At 67.3% G+C, this 16113-nt stretch carries 15 protein-coding genes and 2 pseudogenes; 12 read left to right on the top strand and 5 right to left on the bottom strand.

Annotated features, from left to right (window positions below; genetic code table 11):
* The first annotated feature begins 120 nt into the window (after positions 1-120).
* The 4 genes and pseudogenes from ACFOYX_RS29575 (at position 121) to ACFOYX_RS29560 (ending at position 3602) form a co-directional block, all read left to right on the top strand.
* Positions 121-318: a hypothetical protein gene (locus ACFOYX_RS29575; protein WP_322443715.1), complete on the top strand. Its 198-nt coding sequence runs from the start codon at positions 121-123 to the stop codon at positions 316-318.
* Between the two features lie 220 nt (positions 319-538).
* Positions 539-1297 carry a transposase family protein gene (locus ACFOYX_RS29570; protein ID WP_322443716.1) on the top strand — a complete coding sequence of 253 codons (759 nt, stop codon included), beginning with the start codon at positions 539-541 and terminating at the stop codon, positions 1295-1297.
* Positions 1298-1398: 101 nt separating this feature from the next.
* A pseudogene (locus ACFOYX_RS29565) lies at positions 1399-2660 on the top strand (IS256 family transposase).
* A 480-nt stretch (positions 2661-3140) separates the two neighbouring features.
* Entirely contained in the window at positions 3141-3602 is a 462-nt protein-coding gene (locus ACFOYX_RS29560; protein ID WP_322443717.1) for a YcxB family protein, read from the top strand.
* Positions 3603-3816: 214 nt separating this feature from the next.
* On the opposite strand, the gene ACFOYX_RS29555 is transcribed toward ACFOYX_RS29560, so the two are convergent.
* On the bottom strand, positions 3817-5502 hold the full coding sequence (locus ACFOYX_RS29555) for an MFS transporter (RefSeq protein ID WP_322443718.1): 1686 nt from the start codon (positions 5500-5502) through the stop codon (positions 3817-3819).
* A gap of 410 nt (positions 5503-5912) precedes the next feature.
* Between ACFOYX_RS29555 and ACFOYX_RS29550 the strand changes: the two are divergent.
* The 5 genes and pseudogenes from ACFOYX_RS29550 to ACFOYX_RS29530 form a co-directional block, all read left to right on the top strand.
* Positions 5913-6164 (top strand): annotated as a pseudogene (locus ACFOYX_RS29550) (transposase); the annotation flags it as partial.
* 296 nt (positions 6165-6460) lie between these two features.
* Positions 6461-6814, top strand: coding sequence for a transposase (locus tag ACFOYX_RS29545; RefSeq protein WP_322443720.1), 354 nt, complete (start codon positions 6461-6463; stop codon positions 6812-6814).
* A gap of 61 nt (positions 6815-6875) precedes the next feature.
* Positions 6876-7187: a transposase gene (locus ACFOYX_RS29540; RefSeq protein WP_322443721.1), complete on the top strand. Its 312-nt coding sequence runs from the start codon at positions 6876-6878 to the stop codon at positions 7185-7187.
* Positions 7184-8110: an IS3 family transposase gene (locus tag ACFOYX_RS29535; protein ID WP_322443722.1), complete on the top strand. Its 927-nt coding sequence runs from the start codon at positions 7184-7186 to the stop codon at positions 8108-8110. The genes ACFOYX_RS29540 and ACFOYX_RS29535 overlap by 4 nt, the downstream gene beginning before the upstream one ends.
* 71 nt (positions 8111-8181) lie before the next feature.
* Complete coding sequence (locus ACFOYX_RS29530; protein ID WP_322443723.1) at positions 8182-8808, top strand: hypothetical protein; 627 nt, start codon at positions 8182-8184, stop codon at positions 8806-8808.
* Positions 8809-9289: 481 nt separating this feature from the next.
* Here the strand turns inward: ACFOYX_RS29530 and ACFOYX_RS29525 are convergent, their stop codons facing one another.
* Entirely contained in the window at positions 9290-11281 is a 1992-nt protein-coding gene (locus ACFOYX_RS29525; protein ID WP_322443724.1) for an AAA family ATPase, read from the bottom strand.
* Between the two features lie 113 nt (positions 11282-11394).
* Here ACFOYX_RS29525 and ACFOYX_RS29520 point away from each other — a divergent pair, with 113 nt between their 5' ends.
* Both ACFOYX_RS29520 and ACFOYX_RS29515 read left to right on the top strand, forming a co-directional pair.
* The gene (locus tag ACFOYX_RS29520) at positions 11395-12321 is read left to right on the top strand and encodes a hypothetical protein (RefSeq protein ID WP_322443725.1); all 927 of its coding nucleotides are present in this window, start codon (positions 11395-11397) and stop codon (positions 12319-12321) included.
* Between the two features lie 439 nt (positions 12322-12760).
* Complete coding sequence (locus ACFOYX_RS29515) at positions 12761-12913, top strand: hypothetical protein (protein WP_322475135.1); 153 nt, start codon at positions 12761-12763, stop codon at positions 12911-12913.
* A 194-nt stretch (positions 12914-13107) separates the two neighbouring features.
* On the opposite strand, the gene ACFOYX_RS29510 is transcribed toward ACFOYX_RS29515, so the two are convergent.
* Complete coding sequence (locus ACFOYX_RS29510; protein ID WP_322443726.1) at positions 13108-14244, bottom strand: site-specific integrase; 1137 nt, start codon at positions 14242-14244, stop codon at positions 13108-13110.
* Positions 14245-14306: 62 nt separating this feature from the next.
* Positions 14307-14615, bottom strand: coding sequence for a helix-turn-helix domain-containing protein (locus ACFOYX_RS29505; protein WP_322443727.1), 309 nt, complete (start codon positions 14613-14615; stop codon positions 14307-14309).
* 30 nt (positions 14616-14645) lie between these two features.
* Here ACFOYX_RS29505 and ACFOYX_RS29500 point away from each other — a divergent pair, with 30 nt between their 5' ends.
* Positions 14646-14849 (top strand): hypothetical protein, encoded by a 204-nt coding sequence (locus ACFOYX_RS29500; RefSeq protein WP_322443728.1) that lies wholly within the window; start codon positions 14646-14648, stop codon positions 14847-14849.
* Between the two features lie 514 nt (positions 14850-15363).
* Here the strand turns inward: ACFOYX_RS29500 and ACFOYX_RS29495 are convergent.
* Positions 15364-15909 carry a DNA cytosine methyltransferase gene (locus ACFOYX_RS29495; RefSeq protein WP_322443730.1) on the bottom strand — a complete coding sequence of 182 codons (546 nt, stop codon included), beginning with the start codon at positions 15907-15909 and terminating at the stop codon, positions 15364-15366.
* Positions 15910-16113 lie beyond the last annotated feature (204 nt).

The raw sequence follows: 16113 nt of genomic DNA, 5'->3' as shown, positions 1-16113 counted from the left end.
CACTCGGGGGGCCGCATGTGTGATTCTCGTAGTCAGGTGTGGGATTGTGGATGCATGGTGTCGGGGTCGATCCACGGCCCCGGCGTTGTTCGGGAGTGTCTGCTTTGATCACGGTGCCCGGTGCATGAGACTGAGGCAGAGCTCCGCCTGGAAGTCAGCGAGCTCACTGAATTGCTGCGTGAGGACTCCGATTTCGCTGATCTCCGCAACTTGCTGGCGGCCCGTGGCCTGCATGCGTCGGAGGTCCTCCTCGCCGGGCTGATCGGAGGGGAGGACAACAGCCAGTACGGCGTGTTCATCACTGCCGACCCGCAGTGAGGTGATCTCAGCAAGGATCCGGGCGCGGTTCGGCATGACACGGGCATAGCGTCCATAGCGGACAGCGTGGGATAAGGACGTGGAGCCATCGGTAGACAGGTTCTTGCGACGGAATCAGTCTCCGAGAGGGCTCCACGTGATCACCTATTCTGCCAGGCTTGACGTGCCCAGGGAACTCGTGCGACACGTGGCGCGTCTGCTTCGCGCTGAGCGTCGGGCGGTGGGAACCCGCCCAAAATCCCGGGCGCTGACGTGCTTCTACCAGGCGCTTCTGGTGCTGGTGTGGTTCCGCAAGGGCGAGGACAAGACCACCCTCGGGAGCGGCTTCGGCGTGTCGAGGGCAACCGCTTACCGGTACGTCGCCGAGGCCGTACGCGTCCTGGCGGCGCAGACACCCACCCTGCACGACGCCCTGCAACGGGTCGCCGCCGACGGCTGGTCGAACGTGATCCTCGACGGGAAACTCTTCGACACCGACCGGCTGGCCGAGACGACCACCAGCGTGAAAGGCGAAACGATCGACGCTTGGTACTCCGGGAAACACCGCGACTTCGGTGCGAACATCCAAGCGATCATGCGCCCGCACGGGCTACCGATCTGGACCTCGCAGGCGATGCCCGGACACCTGCACGACCTGACCTGCGCCCAACAGTTGGACGTCACCGTCGCCCTCTACTGGGCCGCTTCGGCGCTGGATCTGCCGACCCTGGCCGACTCCGGCTACGAAGGCGCCGGCCAGGGCATCCACACCCCGTACAAGCAGCCCGCCGACGGCCGCCGCCTCGCCGCAGACAACCGCACCCACAACGCGATCCTTCGATCCATGCGATGCCTCGGAGAACGCGGCTTCGCGATCCTCACCGGCCGATGGCGGACCCTACGCCACACCACCGCCAGCCCACGGCAGATCGGCGACATCGTCCGCGCTGCTCTCCACCTCATCCACTTCGAATACCGATACCTACCGGATTCTTGTTGAGATCACGTCAGTGTCTCCTGTTCGAGATCGGGGGTCTGTGGATCTAACGGTGTTTCCGGCTTGACCTGCCGGGCGTTGTGCCTGGTGAGGAGGGTGCCGTGATGACCGCGACACTGGACGATCAGACCGGACGTAAGAAGCGGCCCGAGCCGTCGGCGGAGGCGAAAGCCGCCGCGGAGCTGGTGCGGGCGGCGAAGGAACAGGGCCTGTCGCTGACGGGCCCGGACGGGCTGCTGAAGCAGTTGACCAAGACGGTCCTGGAGACCGCGTTGAACGAGGAGATGACCGAGCACCTCGGCTATGCCAAACACGAACCCGACGGCGCCGGCTCGGGCAACGTCCGCAATGGCAGCCGGTCGAAGACGGTGCTGACTGACGCGTCGGGGCCGGTGCAGATCGACGTGCCTCGGGATCGGGCGGGCACGTTCGCCCCGCAGATCGTGCGCAAGCGGCAACGGCGTCTCTCAGGCGTCGACGAGGTGGTGTTGTCGCTGTATGCCAAAGGGTTGACCACGGGCGAGATGGCGCGTCGGTCAGTAAGGAGACGATCTCGCGGATCACCGACAAGGTGATCGAGGAGATGACTGACTGGTCGCACCGGCCCCTGGATGAGATTTACGCGGCGGTGTTCATCGACGCGATCGTGGTCAAGGTGCGTGACGGGCAGGTCGCGAACCGGCCGTTCTACGCCGCGATCGGGGTGACCCTCGACGGGGACAAGGACATTCTCGGGCTGTGGGCCGGCACCGGTGGTGAGGGCGCGAAGTTCTGGATGAGCGTGCTCACCGACCTGCGGAACCGGGGTGTGAAGGATGTGTTCTTCCTCGTCTGCGACGGCCTCAAAGGGCTGCCGGAGGTCGTCACGAACGTGTGGCCCCAGACCGTGGTGCAGACGTGCATCATCCATCTGATCCGCAACACGTTCCGGCTCACCTCCCGCAAGTACTGGGACGAGTTGAAACGCGACATCAAGCCGATCTACACCGCCGTCAACGCGGCGGCGGCCCGGGTCGCGTTCGACGACCTGGCCGACAAGTGGGGCGGGCGGTACCCGGCGGTGATCCGCCTGTGGGACAACGCCTGGGCGGAGTTCATCCCGTTCCTCGACTACGACCTCGAGATCCGCAAGGTCATCTGCTCCACGAACGCGATCGAATCCTTGAACGCCCGCTATCGGCGGGCGGTGAAGGCCCGCGGCCACTTCCCCAACGAGCAGGCCGCGTTGAAGTGTCTATACCTGGTGACCCGATCGTTGGACCCCACCGGCGCAGGCAGAACCCGATGGACGACGCGCTGGAAACCCGCGTTGAACGCCTTCGCCATCACCTTCAGCGACCGCTTCCCAGCCGCTGAAACCTACTAACCAAGATCGCCGGAAACACCGTTGGCGAGACAGCCCCGAGATCGGTCCGAGCAACCAACTGGTTCGATGGGAGCGAATCGAGGATGTTGACGTCTTGGCGAAAGACTCTTCGGCGGTTGATGTCGGCATCGCGATGAGGCGCGCTGGTGAGCTGGCGTGAGCTTGCTGGATCGGGCGGCACTGGCATGTGCGCACTGTTCTCGGCACGACCGGACGGCGCCTGGCTCAAGCGATCGTGACGCTCCACAGCGCACGGTCCGCGGCAGATCCGGTCATTGAGTCGCCGTAGTAGGGGCAGGAAGGCTGTCTGCTCCGCGGGTGCAACCCACATGTCGGATAGCTGTCTGACGTGGTGGACCATGGTGTTCACTCGGCAGGTTCCCGACGCTTGGGCGGCCATCGCTGCCACGCTTGGGCGACGGCGGCTTGCGGCGATGCCGTGCCATACTGCGGCACGTGCACGTGACCGGGGAAGTGCAGATGACGTACGGCCTGCTGCGGCGGATGAGCCAAGATGCACAGGGCCGCTGGCAACGGGTCATGCGGACGCTCCTGCTCGCCCTCGCGGCACTGGCTGTGCTGTTGGCCACGCTGCTCGCGACACTGACGGGGTTCAACGGTCGGCTGCTCTACCTCGTGCTGATGTTGTGTGCCGCGTTCGCCGTGACCGAACTCCTTCCGGTACTGAGTTGGTTGCTGCAGCGCAGCCTCTTCGTTGAGCCGTTCCGGTACGAGGTGAGCACGTCGGGCGTCGACATCCAGACCGCGAGCAGCCGGACACAGATCGACTGGTCCGGCATCACCCGGATTCGGCGGCGACGCCACACCTGGCTGCTGAAGTACGGCATGAGCCAAATTCCGGTGCCGCGGGCGGCGTTCTCGCCCGAGGATCAACGAATCGTGGACGACTTTATCGTTAGGCGCCTCGAGTTCGCCGGGTGACCGTCCCCGACGCGACCAGCCCGAGCAGCGCGACCGCCGATGGTGCAGCACGTCGGGAGCGTCCCCCCGCGCAGCAGCCGACCGCTCGGTTACGCCCAGTAACCCGTGCGGTACATGCGCAAGGCACGGATTGCGGCAGAAGAGTGAGGCGCGGTACATGGCAGCCCGATGATCCTGTTCTTCGAACTGACGGTGCGGCCGGCCTCGAGCGTAGTCAGGCGCGGGCGGCCGGTTCGGTGGGCTTCGTGGTAGGGCTGCTACTCGGTCCACCGTCGGCTGGCTCGGCCTGCGCTTCGTCGGCAGCGCGGGCGAGGGCTACCGCCCGCAGCCGACGGACGTCTCGGCTGGTCAGCATGCCGAGGACGGCGAGCACCACCAGCGTGGCGAGGATCAGCAGCGTGTCGCGGGTGCCGATCGCCGCAGCGACCGGTCCGACCGCGATCTGGCCGAGTGGGATGGCGACCCAGGATCCCAACATGTCGTAGGAGTAGACGCGGGCCAGTCGGTCGGCCGGGATGTGCTGCGCGATCGATGTGTCCCAGGCCACCGCGAACTGTTCGACGGCGAGGCCGACCGCCACTCCGGCCGGCAACAGCACGACGATGGTGGGCGCCAGGGCCAGCCCCAACAGCAGGAACGACTCGGCGAACATGCAGGCCACCCCGAGCAGCAGCAGCCGGCGAACCCGGATCCGCAGGGCGATCAACCCGCCGATGACCATGCCGGCGGTTTCTGCGGCCAACACCACGCCCCAGGCGCTACGGCCGATCGTCTCGTCAGCGACGGCCGGGCCGAGCACGTTCACGCCGCCGGCGAGGGCCGCGTTGAGGATCATGAAGCCAAGTACCACCACCCAGACCCAGGTCCGCGCGGTGAACTCGGTCCAGCCCACCCGGAGGTCGGCGATGATGCTCGTGCGGGTGCTCTTCGCCGGCGGGGCAGCGACCCGGACTCCGGTGAACGCCATAGCCGCCATAGCGAAGGTGAGCGCGTCAACGGCGAGGCCCCAGCCGGGCCCGACGGCGGCTACGAGGAGGCCGCCGAGCGCGGCACCGCCGATCATGCCCGCGTTTATGCCGAGCCGGATGAGCGCGTTGGCCTGCTGGATCAGCTCCGGCGGCACGGTCTGCGGCGTCGCGGCGGCCGAGGCTGGCTGGGACAGGGCGCTCACGATACCGTTGGCCGCACCGAGCGTCAGCAACAGCGGGATCGTCGCCGTTCCGGTAAGCACCAGGGCGGCCACCGCCGCCTGGGTCAGCGCGCCCAGCACATTGGAGCCGACAAGCACCAGCCAGCGCGGAATCCGGTCGGCCATCACCCCGCCGAAGAGCACGAACAGCACGGTCATCAGCGATCTCACGCCGACAACCAGGCCCAGGTCCCGCACCGAGCCGGTCAGATCGAGTACGGCGAAGGCGAGCGCGATGGGAGCGACAGCGTTGCCCAGCATATTGACCATCCGGCCAGCAGCCAGGTATCGGAACACGCCATACCGCAGCGGAGCCAGCACCAGTCCTCCAGCCGGAACAGGACAACGATCAACGTGGAGCAGTTCGAGGCCGCCGAGCCGTTCGGCCCCCAGGACGCCCTCGTGGCTGAGGTGTCCGAGCCCAGAGGGTCGAACTCTGCGGTGATTCACCCACGGGTGATGCAAGGGACACCCGTAATGATCGGCTTTCAGTGCGGTTGGATCGAGCCATTCTCCCAAGAGCAGAAGGGCGGTGCGGCAGACGACCACGGCTGGGCTGCGGAACCGAGCTCGTGGATATCCGACGATGCCGAGCGCATCACGTTCGGCTGAGATGCCATGGTCGCTTATCGCGGTGTAGACGCTATCCCTGCGGCTGCTCGTGATCGATGTCATCTGCTGCGCGTCGGCAGCCGACTTCGGCGCACTCATCTCGGCTACTTGTTTCATTGACCTGCGACCGTGGCCCGGCCAGGCTTCGGTCGAGGCGCCCGGGCTGTCGCTCTCATTTCGGCTGCCCACGCTGGTCGTGTGGCTCTCATCTGGCCTGCGCGGCCCGGGCGTCGCCCCAGGGCGGGGAGAGGCTCAAGAGGGGTTTGCTCGGCTCGAAGTAGCGTTGCCCTCCCGGCTCGACAACCCAGGTGGAACGAGCATCGGAGGACGCGTTGAGTGGCACGTCAGGACGTGTGGTCATCGGGATGGACCCGCACAAGCGCTCTGCCACGATCGAGGTCATGGCCGGCGACGAGACCATCGTCGGCGGCGGCCGGTTCGACACCGACCGCGACGGCTACACGGCGATGAGGAAGTACGCCAGCCAGTAGCCGAACCGGGTCTGGGCGATCGAGGGCTGCCAGGGCATCGGCCGGCACATCGCCAACCGGCTGCTCGCCGACGGCGAGCAGGTCGTCGACGTCCCACCGAAGCTGTCCGCCAGGGCGCGGGTGTTCGCCACCGGCCAGGGCCGCAAGACCGATGCCACCGACGCCCACTCCATCGCGCTGGTCGGCACCCGCATGACCGGGCTGCGCCCGCTGGTCAACGATGAGCAGCCGGCCCTGCTGCGGATTCTGGTCGACCGTCGCCGCTCCCTCGGCGAGGACCACACCCGGATGGTGTCCCAGCTGCATCAACTGCTCCTTGAGCTGATCCCGGGTGGGGCGAAGAAGAGTCTGTCCGCTGCCCAGGCCAAGGCACTGCTGGCCACGGTCAGACCCCGTGACGTCGTCGGCAAGGCCCGCCGTCGGGTCGCGGCGGAGCTGATCAGCGACCTTGAGCGGGTCTACCGGCGCTCCAAGGAGGCAGACAAGGAACTGAAGGACCTGGTCGCCTCCACCGGCACCAGCCTGATGGCCTACACGGCATCGGACCCTGCGGCGCCGCCCGGCTGTTGGTCGAGGTCGGTGACCACACCCGGTTCCCGAACCGGGCCCACTTCGCGTCCTGGAACGGCACCGCCCCCATCGACGCGTCATCCGGCGAGCAGGTACGACACCGGCTCTCCCGCGCCGGGAACCGGCAAATCAACCGGGTGCTGCACATCATGGCCACCGTTCAGCTACGCAACCCCACCGAAGGACGCGCCTCCTTCGACCGGAAGAAAGCCTCCGGCAAGACATCGATGCAAGCCATGCGCGCTCTGAAACGACGCCTGTCCGACATCGTCTACCGGCGGATGGTCGATGACGCCGTGACCGCCACGGCGGCGGATCCGGGAGGACAACAGGGAACGACTACAGACTAAGGTTCCCCCGGTAGCTCGGAGGCTTTCGATCATGCTCTGATGGAGCTGAAGGGAGTCATCCGTGGCAGCACCGAAGAAGTACCCCGATGAGCTGCGTGAACGTGCGGTGCGTTTGTATCGGGAGTCGGACCCGAAGCCCGTGATCCGCCAGCTGGCTCGCCAGCTTGGGGTGCATCACGAGGCGTTGCGCAACTGGATCCGCCAGGACGAAGCCGACCGGGGCCAACGTGACGACCGGCCGACCACCTCGGAGGTGGAGGAGTTGCGCCGGCTGCGGCGGGAGAACGCCGAGCTGAAGCGGGCCAACGAGATCCCGAAGGCCGCCTCGGCTTTTTTCGCCTCGGAACTCGACCCGACCCGGCGACGGTCGTGACGCTCGTCGACGAGCTGAAAGACCGCTTCGGGGTCGAGCCCATCCTCCGGGTCCTCAACGTGGCCGTGTCGACCTACTACGGCTGGCTCGCCCAGGCCGCGAACCCGTCACCACGGCGCCGCGAGGATGCGGAACTGGGCGTGGAGATCGCGGAGATCCATGATGTCTCGGGCGGCACCTACGGCAGTCCGCGAGTGCACGCCATGCTGCGTCGGCAGGGCCGCCACGTCGGTCGCAAGCGGGTGGAGCGGTTGATGCGCACCGCCGGCCTGCAAGGGGCGTTCCTGCGCAAGAAGTGGCGCATCCCGTCGACCAGGTCGAATCCGAAGGCGACACCGGCTCCGGATCTGGTCAATCGGCAGTTCACGGCTGCGGCGCCGAACCGGCTGTGGGTCGCCGATGCCACCCGGATTCCCTGCGGCGAGGGCGTGTTCTGGCTCGCCGCGGTGCGGGATGTGTTCTCCAACCGCATCGTGGGCTGGCGCTGCTCCGACCGCTGCGACACGGACCTGATCCTCGGCGCTCTGGAATACGGCATCTGGTCGCGTGACGTTCGCGACGGCCAACTGATCCACCACTCGGACAGGGGATCGAACTACACGTCGTTTCGCTTCGCGCAACGCTTGGCCGACAACGGCATCCTGCCCTCGATGGGGTCGGTCGGTGACTCGTTCGATAACGCCCTGATGGAGAACTTCTGGTCCACCCTGAAAATCGAACTGGTCTACCGCACCTCGTGGCGGACCCGCAACGAGGCCGAGAACGCGATCTTCGGCTACATCGACGGCTGGTACAACACCCGCCGCATCCAGAAAGACCTCGGCTGGCGCTCCCCAGACGAGTACGAAGCCGCCTGGCACACCCACCAGGCCCGACAGAACGAGCCCACTATCGTTCAGCCTGAGCCCACCGGCGCCAGGTAACCAACCCTCCGGGAAATCGGGGGAACCTCACCCGCCACCGTTACCACGGCTCCAGCGCCTGGCGTCGTGAGATGGACGCCTGGGTCGCGGGCAACGTCTTGGCAGGCGACGACGCATTACTTGATCGATACCTGGACGGGTTTATCACTGTGCCGGAGCAGCTGACCGGTCTGGTGGCCGCCCTTGCAGAACAAGCCGTCTCGCCGGAGCAGGCCCAGCGGCTGTTCACCGTCTGGCCCACGATCCTCGACCGTCTTCTCCCCGGAGCCCGGCACGTCCCAAGACCAGGTGACGACAGGTCTTACCGGCGCGACGAGGCAGACCTCGACAAGGCGCTGCTGCCCAAGCGGCCGGATGTGGCGCTCTGGCCAGGCCGGAAGTGGTTGCGCGGCCTGGGGCGGTGGATGGACGCGTACGCCCCGCGCCCCAGCCTCTGCGACCGACTCATCCTATGTCTGGGCTCCATGGGGCTGACTTTCACTCCCGCCGGGGTGCAGCTGATCATGCGAATACTCGGCGACGACGCGGCCCGGATCCTGCGCGACAGTCGATACATCGCTGCCTGGTTGCGTGTCGCCGTCCTAGAACAGCACGAGAACCTGGAGGCTCAGCGCCTGATCCTCCGGCAGCTCGTTGACAACCTGGCGGCGCAGGGGTCAACCGAGGCGACCCAAATTCAGCGCGAACTAGAGGCGTAGCTCGGGCAACCCTCAAGTCGTAACAGCTTCCGCGGGTCTTCGAGCGCTACGGCCGCGCCGGTGGCGACGAAGACGAGGCATTCGCCATGCGCTGACCACTTCGGTCTTCCCAAAGAGGTCAGCAAAGAAAAGCAACGAAGAGCAGGCCCGTGACCTGCACAAAGTGAAGGATTTAGGCTCACCACGGGGCTGTTCATCGCCGTCTGGTGCTCCCAACGTGCTCCCAACGTGCTCCCAGGCCAGCGCCAGGGCCGTCGGCGTAGGTGCAGGACTGCGAGCCGCAGAGCACGCCAGCGTTCCAAGGGCGGCGCCTGCGGACATGCCGAAAGGTTGCCTTGGCCGGCCCGTTCGTTTTACCAGGCCGGACGCAAATGACCGACCTCGCGCCGACACGCCGGCTAGTTCAGGCTCAGCCGCCTACCGGCCGAGCGTCCCATGACTCAGCTGCGACACATCATCGCCCCGCCCACAGTTGGCCGCCTCATGTCCGAGGCAGCCCCAAAGCGCGAAGCAAATCGGCCCACAATGCCGCTACCTCTGGCGGCGCTGGTACAGCGTCAGCAAAGGCAGCGCCTACCCTCGTTCCCTTCTGCGTGCCAACATCTCGCCGCACTTTGGTGAGCATGTGTGCGTCCAGGCGGCCCAGGAACACCTCGAGTTCACCGCCCTTCGACCCGTCGTCGCCGAAGTCGTCAGCAAGGGAGTAGACACCTTCGGCGGCCCACTCCGCTCGAACATCAGCCAACTTTTCTCCGGACTGCGGCACCACCCTACTCAGCTTCGCTAACTGCTTTGCCATATCGCTGCCAGGGCGCATTGCGGGGCCGTCAGCGACGATCACCCATGGCACCCCAAGCCGCTGAGCCAGCGACGCGAAAGCCCCATACCCCTTCTGCCCGTCAACGGACAAGAATGCGACGTTCCGCTCATCTGGCGTAGGTAGCGGCCCTTTGTCATCCACCACGGACCCGTCAAGCCAGCGCCCGATAGCGGCGAGGTCAGTGGGCCCCTCGAACAGCACCACCCCGGCCGCGAAGAGCAGGCTACGGACTTCAGCCGAGGCGAGCAGCCGTATCACGGCGGCGATGTCTGCCGGTGTATCCGCGGCAATCGAGTTCACGGCGCGGTCCCCGCTCTTGGACATACGAACAATGCTGCCCAGTTCGTCCGCCGTCTGCGACGGCACGAGATCAGGGTTGTGGGTCACGCAGAGTGCCTGGCCAGGACCGCTTCGGCGGGCACGGAGCATCGCCAACAGTCGTCGTTGCGCGGTCGGCGACAGGTGTACAGCTGGTTCGTCGAGGAACACGCACCGGCGTTCGTCCGCTAGCAGCGTGGCAAGCAGGAGAGCCTCGGCTGCGCCCGCCCCAGCGCGGTGCAGCGGAACATCGTGAGCTTCGCCGCCGACCTGGATCTGGATGGTCGGGACGAGCATCACCTCCGCGTATCCCTCCACATCCGGTACCACCTGTTCAGTGCAATCGACCTGCTCCCCGGTCAGCTGCTTAAAGGACTCCCGTACTCTGGCGAACCGGCGGCGGTCGCCCGCTGATCCGTTCTTCAACCGGTGCAGCTCTAAAGCCAGCAGCGAGCCGTCCCGCAAGCTGGGCACATCCGCCAGTTCCCCTGCCTTGAAGCACGTACGTATCGGTGCGCGGTGGTTGTTCGTGACCTGGAGGCGACGCGCCAACAGGCGCTCCAGTAGGTGCGCGAAGGGCACCCGGCCTTGCGGCTGAGACTGATAGTCAGCCTCCGCCAAGACAGCGGCAACGCTCGCCGGCTGCACAGTCGCATTCACCTGCTCGGCGACAAACTCGACGCGTCTGCCTTGCACGTAGTTCCACAGCTCGACCGGCACCTTGCCGTCGTTGACCTTCTCGACGATGTCGTTGGTTGAGGGACACAACTCGCCCACGTAGGGCGACTTGCTGGGGCCAGCGATGACAGGACCGTCCAGCAGGCGACCAACTTCGTTGCCGAGGAGCTGGACGTGCACCGGCCCATGCGGCAGTTCAAACTCCCATCCAACCGTCCACGGCCCCCGCTGCTGCTTGTCGAATATGACCACAAGGTCGCCGGCCATCATCGGCGACGCTGAGCTAGGCGTGAGCTTCGCGTCGACCGCCGCGGCGAGCGCCATCACGTCGGTGGCCTCAGGATGTAGGAGGTGAAGTGTCGCAGCCCGGTAGTAGGAATCGATCAACACGCGCTCGTCGGAGGCGTCGAACTTGACGCCCACACGGACCTCGAACGACTCCCCACCGTTGTGCCCAGCCGTCGTCCACTCGCTGTCAAGAGGCCGCGTCCCCGTGACGCTGGCGTGGACGGCGTCAACCATCAGGTTGAGGGCCTGCAGGAGAGTCGATTTACCGCTACCGTTCGCGCCCGTGACGATGGTCAGCGGCCTGTCGGTGCATACCTCTGCTGCAGCGAGGCCAAGGAAGTTGGTGGCCGAGATCCTGGTGATGCGCACGCGCGCATCATGCCAGCCACCCCCGACTACGCGAGGCGCTCGGTGGGCGGCACCCGGCACCGTGGCCCCAATGCGATAGAGACGGCTGGATGGTGCGGGCTATCCTCCGTCATATGGGCCAGCACCCCCGCCGGGTCAGGGTGAGCGCCGAGGTGATCGTCGAGGTCACGGACGAGGCAGCCCTCGAAAAGGCGGTCCTAGACGAAGTCGATGCCAGTGAGCTGTCCGTCGAGCCGGGCCAGAGCCTCGCCGACGTCCGCGCTGAGGTCCGACGGGACATCCAGGGCGACCCCATCGCTGCCGTCGATCGGATCGCCGACGCCGCCAGCATCATTGCCGATAGGCCGGGCGTGGAGTTCGTCAGCGCGCGCCAGACCGCCGTCGAGGTCGACAACGACGGCTTCAAACTCGCCACGGAGCCGGACTTCGCCAAGCTCTTCCCGCTGTGCCACTGCGGCAGGGATGACTGTGAGGCCTGCTCCGGCTTCCAGCTGACACCACGGACCGCAGCGGCGCTCTGGACAGTCGCGCAAATCCTCGCCGATCACGCCTACGACGACGTACAACTGCACGGCGATGAGCCGATTACGAACGAAGCCGAGTGGAGCGTCCTCGGCGACTACCCGCGCATCACCTGGCGGCAGGATGCGGTGTGGCGCAGGCAGGCCGCTCGTGCGTTCGACGACCTGACCGAGGATCTCGAGGCCGGCAAACGGCCCACCTGCCCGGGCGAGGAGATGGCCTTCCACCTGATGCTGCAGACCGCTCAGGCGGCACTCGCCGACGAGTGGGGCCCATCGGACGACCTGCTCGCGCGGCTGCCCGAGCACGCCGACGACTACGACTGGGACATGGCCTCCGAGGTGCTTCTGCAGGACGACGACATTCTGCACCTATTCGATGTGCGCTCGGATGGCATCGAAGACCCGGAAACCGAGCAAAACCGGTATATGGGAATAGGCGACTACCGGCCCGAGGCCTGGTTCCGCCCCTTCCTGAGCATGACGCCGCGTGACGGCCGCCGAAGCTTTCGACGATGAGCAGGGCGGACGCCACGTAACGCCCCGACTGCGGCACGAGCTTGGGGTTTCGGTTACCGGCAAGCATGAGCAGCGGTGACGTCGTACCACTCTGGCCTCCTCGACGCGTACGTGTTTCCCCGCGATGATCGGTGAAGGGTGTGCGGTGGGTCAGATCCACGGGGTCACCAACACCGACTGGGCTGCCCATAGCAGGGCCGGGCGCGGGCGATGACAGGGCATTCGCAGCGATCCACCCCGAGGCCGGCCGCGTCGGCGCCACCCTGCCCGACCTCGGCTGCGGCTTGGCCTGGGCCGCGTTGCACAGGACCCGGCCACGGGTCGCGTTGCGCTGTCCGGACTGCGGCATGGCGTGCATGCCAAGGTTTCCGCCCGCAGGCTGCGGTACTTCGCCCATGACCCCGGACGCCCCGCCGACTGCGCCTGACCGAATGAGTCTTTGGAGCATCACCTCCTCAAGCTGGAACTGGCCACTGCGGTGCGCGCCGCCGATTGGCACGCCGAGTTGGAGGTTCGCTCCCCGGACGGCATTGCTGCCGCGGCGGACCGGAAGCCGCACGGCGTGGTGCGAAGTAGGCTCCAGCGCCGGTAGGGCTGTGGCAGGTGGCAGTGGTGCCCCGCTGGCGTTTGCCTGGGCGGGCAGTTCGAGCAGGTGAGGCAGCGCCGACTGACCGTCTCGACGTGCATCACAGGCCGATTTGGCAAGGGGGCCGGCATCAACAGCCGTGCGACAGGCGGGGGATGAAGGCGCGTCTGCTGGCTCGGCCCCTCAACCGCGCTGGTCTATCAGGCAACCGGGCGCAGCCAGCGGACGGTCGTGTCGGGGCCGTTGGGGTGGGTGGCTTCCCAGCGGCGCTGTAGCGCATCAACCAGGTTGGTGATCATGGGTTCGGTGACGTGGCTGTAGATGCCTCTTACGCCGGCGAGGCGGTGTCCGAGGCGGCGGGCCTGGGCGATCTCGGGGATGCCGTCCTCGATGAGCCAGGTCTTGTGCGTGTGGCGGAGGTCGTGGAAGTGCATCCCCGGCAGGATCGGCGGAACCCCTTGTTTGGGGTCGCCTGCGACGGCGGGGGTCCAGGCGCGGCGGTTGAAGTTGGAGCGGCGTTGGTGGTAGCCGCGGGCGCCGGGGAAGACGGTGTCGTGGGGGTGGTCGGCGAGGTGGGTGGCGAGGAGGTTGGTGAGGAAGCGGGGTAGGCGGATGTGGCGGACGGAGTCGTTGGTTTTGGGTGGGCCGAGGTAGAGCTTGCCTTCGACTTCGTGGAGGGCGCCGACGTCGGGGTGGACGTAGATGCTGCCGAGGTTGAGGTCGAGGTTGTCTCGGTGCAGGCCGGCGAGTTCGCCCCATCGCATGCCGGTGTAGGCGGCGGTGAGGATCATCAGTCCGTCGGAGGGTCGGGCTTGGCGGGCGACGATGGCGGCGACCTGTTCGGCGGTGGCGTGGGGTCGTTCGGCGCGGATGCCTTTGGGGATGCGGATTCCTCGGCAGGGGTTGTAGGGCATCCGGCGGTCTTCGACCGCCTCTTGCAGGATCATCGACAGGACCACGATGACGTCGGTGACGGATCGGGGTGCCAGGCGTTTGCCGAGGGCGACGGCGAGGGTCTTGATGTGTTGGCGGCGGATGTCGACCAGGGGCATCGGGCCGAGGGTGGGCAGGATGTGCAGTCGTAGGTGGCTACGGTAGGCGGCCCAGGTGGCGGGTGACGCCTGGTGGGTCTGCTCCCAGGTTGGTACCCAGTCGCTGAGGGGGATGCGTCCGCCTCGCGGGTCGATGAAGGTGTCGCGGGCGACTTCCACGTCGATTTCCTTGGCGCGGATGGTGGCGTCGGCGCGGCGTTCGTGGGTGGAGTCGGTGGTGACGGTGCCGTCGGGCATGCGGAGGCGGACGCGGAACTTGGTGCCGCGCTTTTCCACCCAGGCCATGGGTTACTCCGATCGGTTCGGTTCGGGTGCGGCGGTGATTGGCGCGTGACTTCGGGGCGGGGTCAAGTCGGCGGCGGAGGGTGGGCTGTCCGCCTGGCCCGTCGCCGTGCGGTGGCGGGCTCGGCGGCGGCGGCAATGATGGCGTCGAGGTCGGCGGCGGAGAAGCGCAGGTGCTTGCCGAGGAAGGTGCGGGGGATCTGGCGGCGGCCGGCGCGGCGGCGTAGCCAGGATTCCGGGACGCGCAGCAGTGCCGCGGCCTCCGCCGGGGTGTAGAGGCGCGGGCCTTGATCGTCGGACTGATCGCCTGCACGGGCAGGTGGAGGTGCGGACGGCGGTAGGCGGCGCCGGGATCGCGAAGGATTCGAAGGCATCGAGGGCTCCCATGAGCGTTGGGTGACGCGGTGAGGGCTGAGGCGCTCTTCGCGGGCGGCCGCAAGAGGGCCGCCCTCGAAGAGGTCCGCGTGGTGTGGCTGTCAGCGGTGGCGGCAGAGAAGGAGACGCAGGGCGGTCGCCGCTTGGGCGGGGACGACACCGTTGCCGAGGACGCGCAACGCGCCGGTACGGGGAAGATCGAGCGTGGGGTCGGTGACCCAGTGGGCGGGTAAGCCCATGAGCCATTCCACGAACGGCGGCGCGAGCACGGGTTTGCCGTGCTGGCCGGGTTGGGTGGGCGCGGGAACCGGCCGGCCGATGAGAAGCTCCCAGCGTGCGATCGCCGGTGCGTAGATCCCCCAGGTCGCCTGATCGTGTGTTCCCAGGCTGCTGCTGGTGAGCTGGGCGACGGTGGTGCGTAGGTCGGGGCCGCCGTCGCCGTGGCGGCCGGGGCCTCGCGCGTCGGAGGCCCGGGGCGTCGGTAGGGCAGGCGCCGCGCATCGCACGGCCGCGGACGGCAGGGTGAGGTCCCCGTGGGAGCCCCGTTGGCCCGGGCAGCCTTTCTGCCCGTCCGTCGCTCGAGGAGTGGACAGGAGCACCTGTGACAGCGGTGGCCGGAAGCCGGCCCCTGCGCGGCGGCCGGGAGTGCCGGTGTCGCTGGCGCGTGGGGTCGGCAACAGGTCGTGGCGGGTGCCGTGGGGTTCGACGACGTCGGGTAGCCCGTACTGGTGTCCGGGTCCTTTGCCGTCACGGGCGCAGGGCGTCGGCAGTGTCCGCACCTTCTCCCCCGCCTCTGGTGGTGGCGAGCAGGAACAGCCGGTCACGGCGGTGGGCGGCGCCGATGTCGGATGCGCGTAGGCACGTCCAGCTCGTGTCGTACCCGAGCGCGGCCAGGTCGGCTTCGACGACGTCGAGTCCGCGCCGCAGGAGTGCGGCGACGTTCTCCACGAAGACGTACGGCGGTCGAAGATGGCGAACGGCGTCGGCGACGGCGTTCCACACGCTGGAGTGCCGCCCGCCAATCCCGGCCCGCTTGCCCGCGTTGGAGATGTCCTGACAGGGGAACCCTGCGGTGAGGACGTCGACGGGTTCGACGCGGGTCCAGTCGACAGCGCGGATGTCGCCGAGGTTCGGCACGCCGGGCCATCGGTGCTCGAGGACGGCGCGGGCGTGCCGGTCGACCTCGGCGTACCAGGTGAGGTGGCCGCCGAGCACCAGCTCCACGGCCATGTCGAGCCCGCCGTAGCCGGTGCAGAGCGATCCGATGCGTGGTCCGAGAGGCTGGCCAATCACGTCACCTCCCGCGCTTGTGCCGCGATGACGTCGGCGGCGGCGTCGGGGTGGAGGCACGTCCGCGGACCGCACTCCGGCTGACCCTCGGCGGGTGCCGGATTCGTTGCAGGGTTCTTCAGGTGCGGTGGACCTGCGGGTTTCAGTACGACATCGCTTGAGTTCGTCGGCGTGTGTCTGGTTATGAAGGTCCTTGAGCTTGTGGGT

It is taken from the genome of Micromonospora sp. GCM10011541, from assembly GCF_042650725.1.
Lineage (GTDB): Bacteria > Actinomycetota > Actinomycetes > Mycobacteriales > Micromonosporaceae > Micromonospora > Micromonospora sicca.
This window is presented reverse-complemented; position numbering and strand designations above follow the sequence as displayed.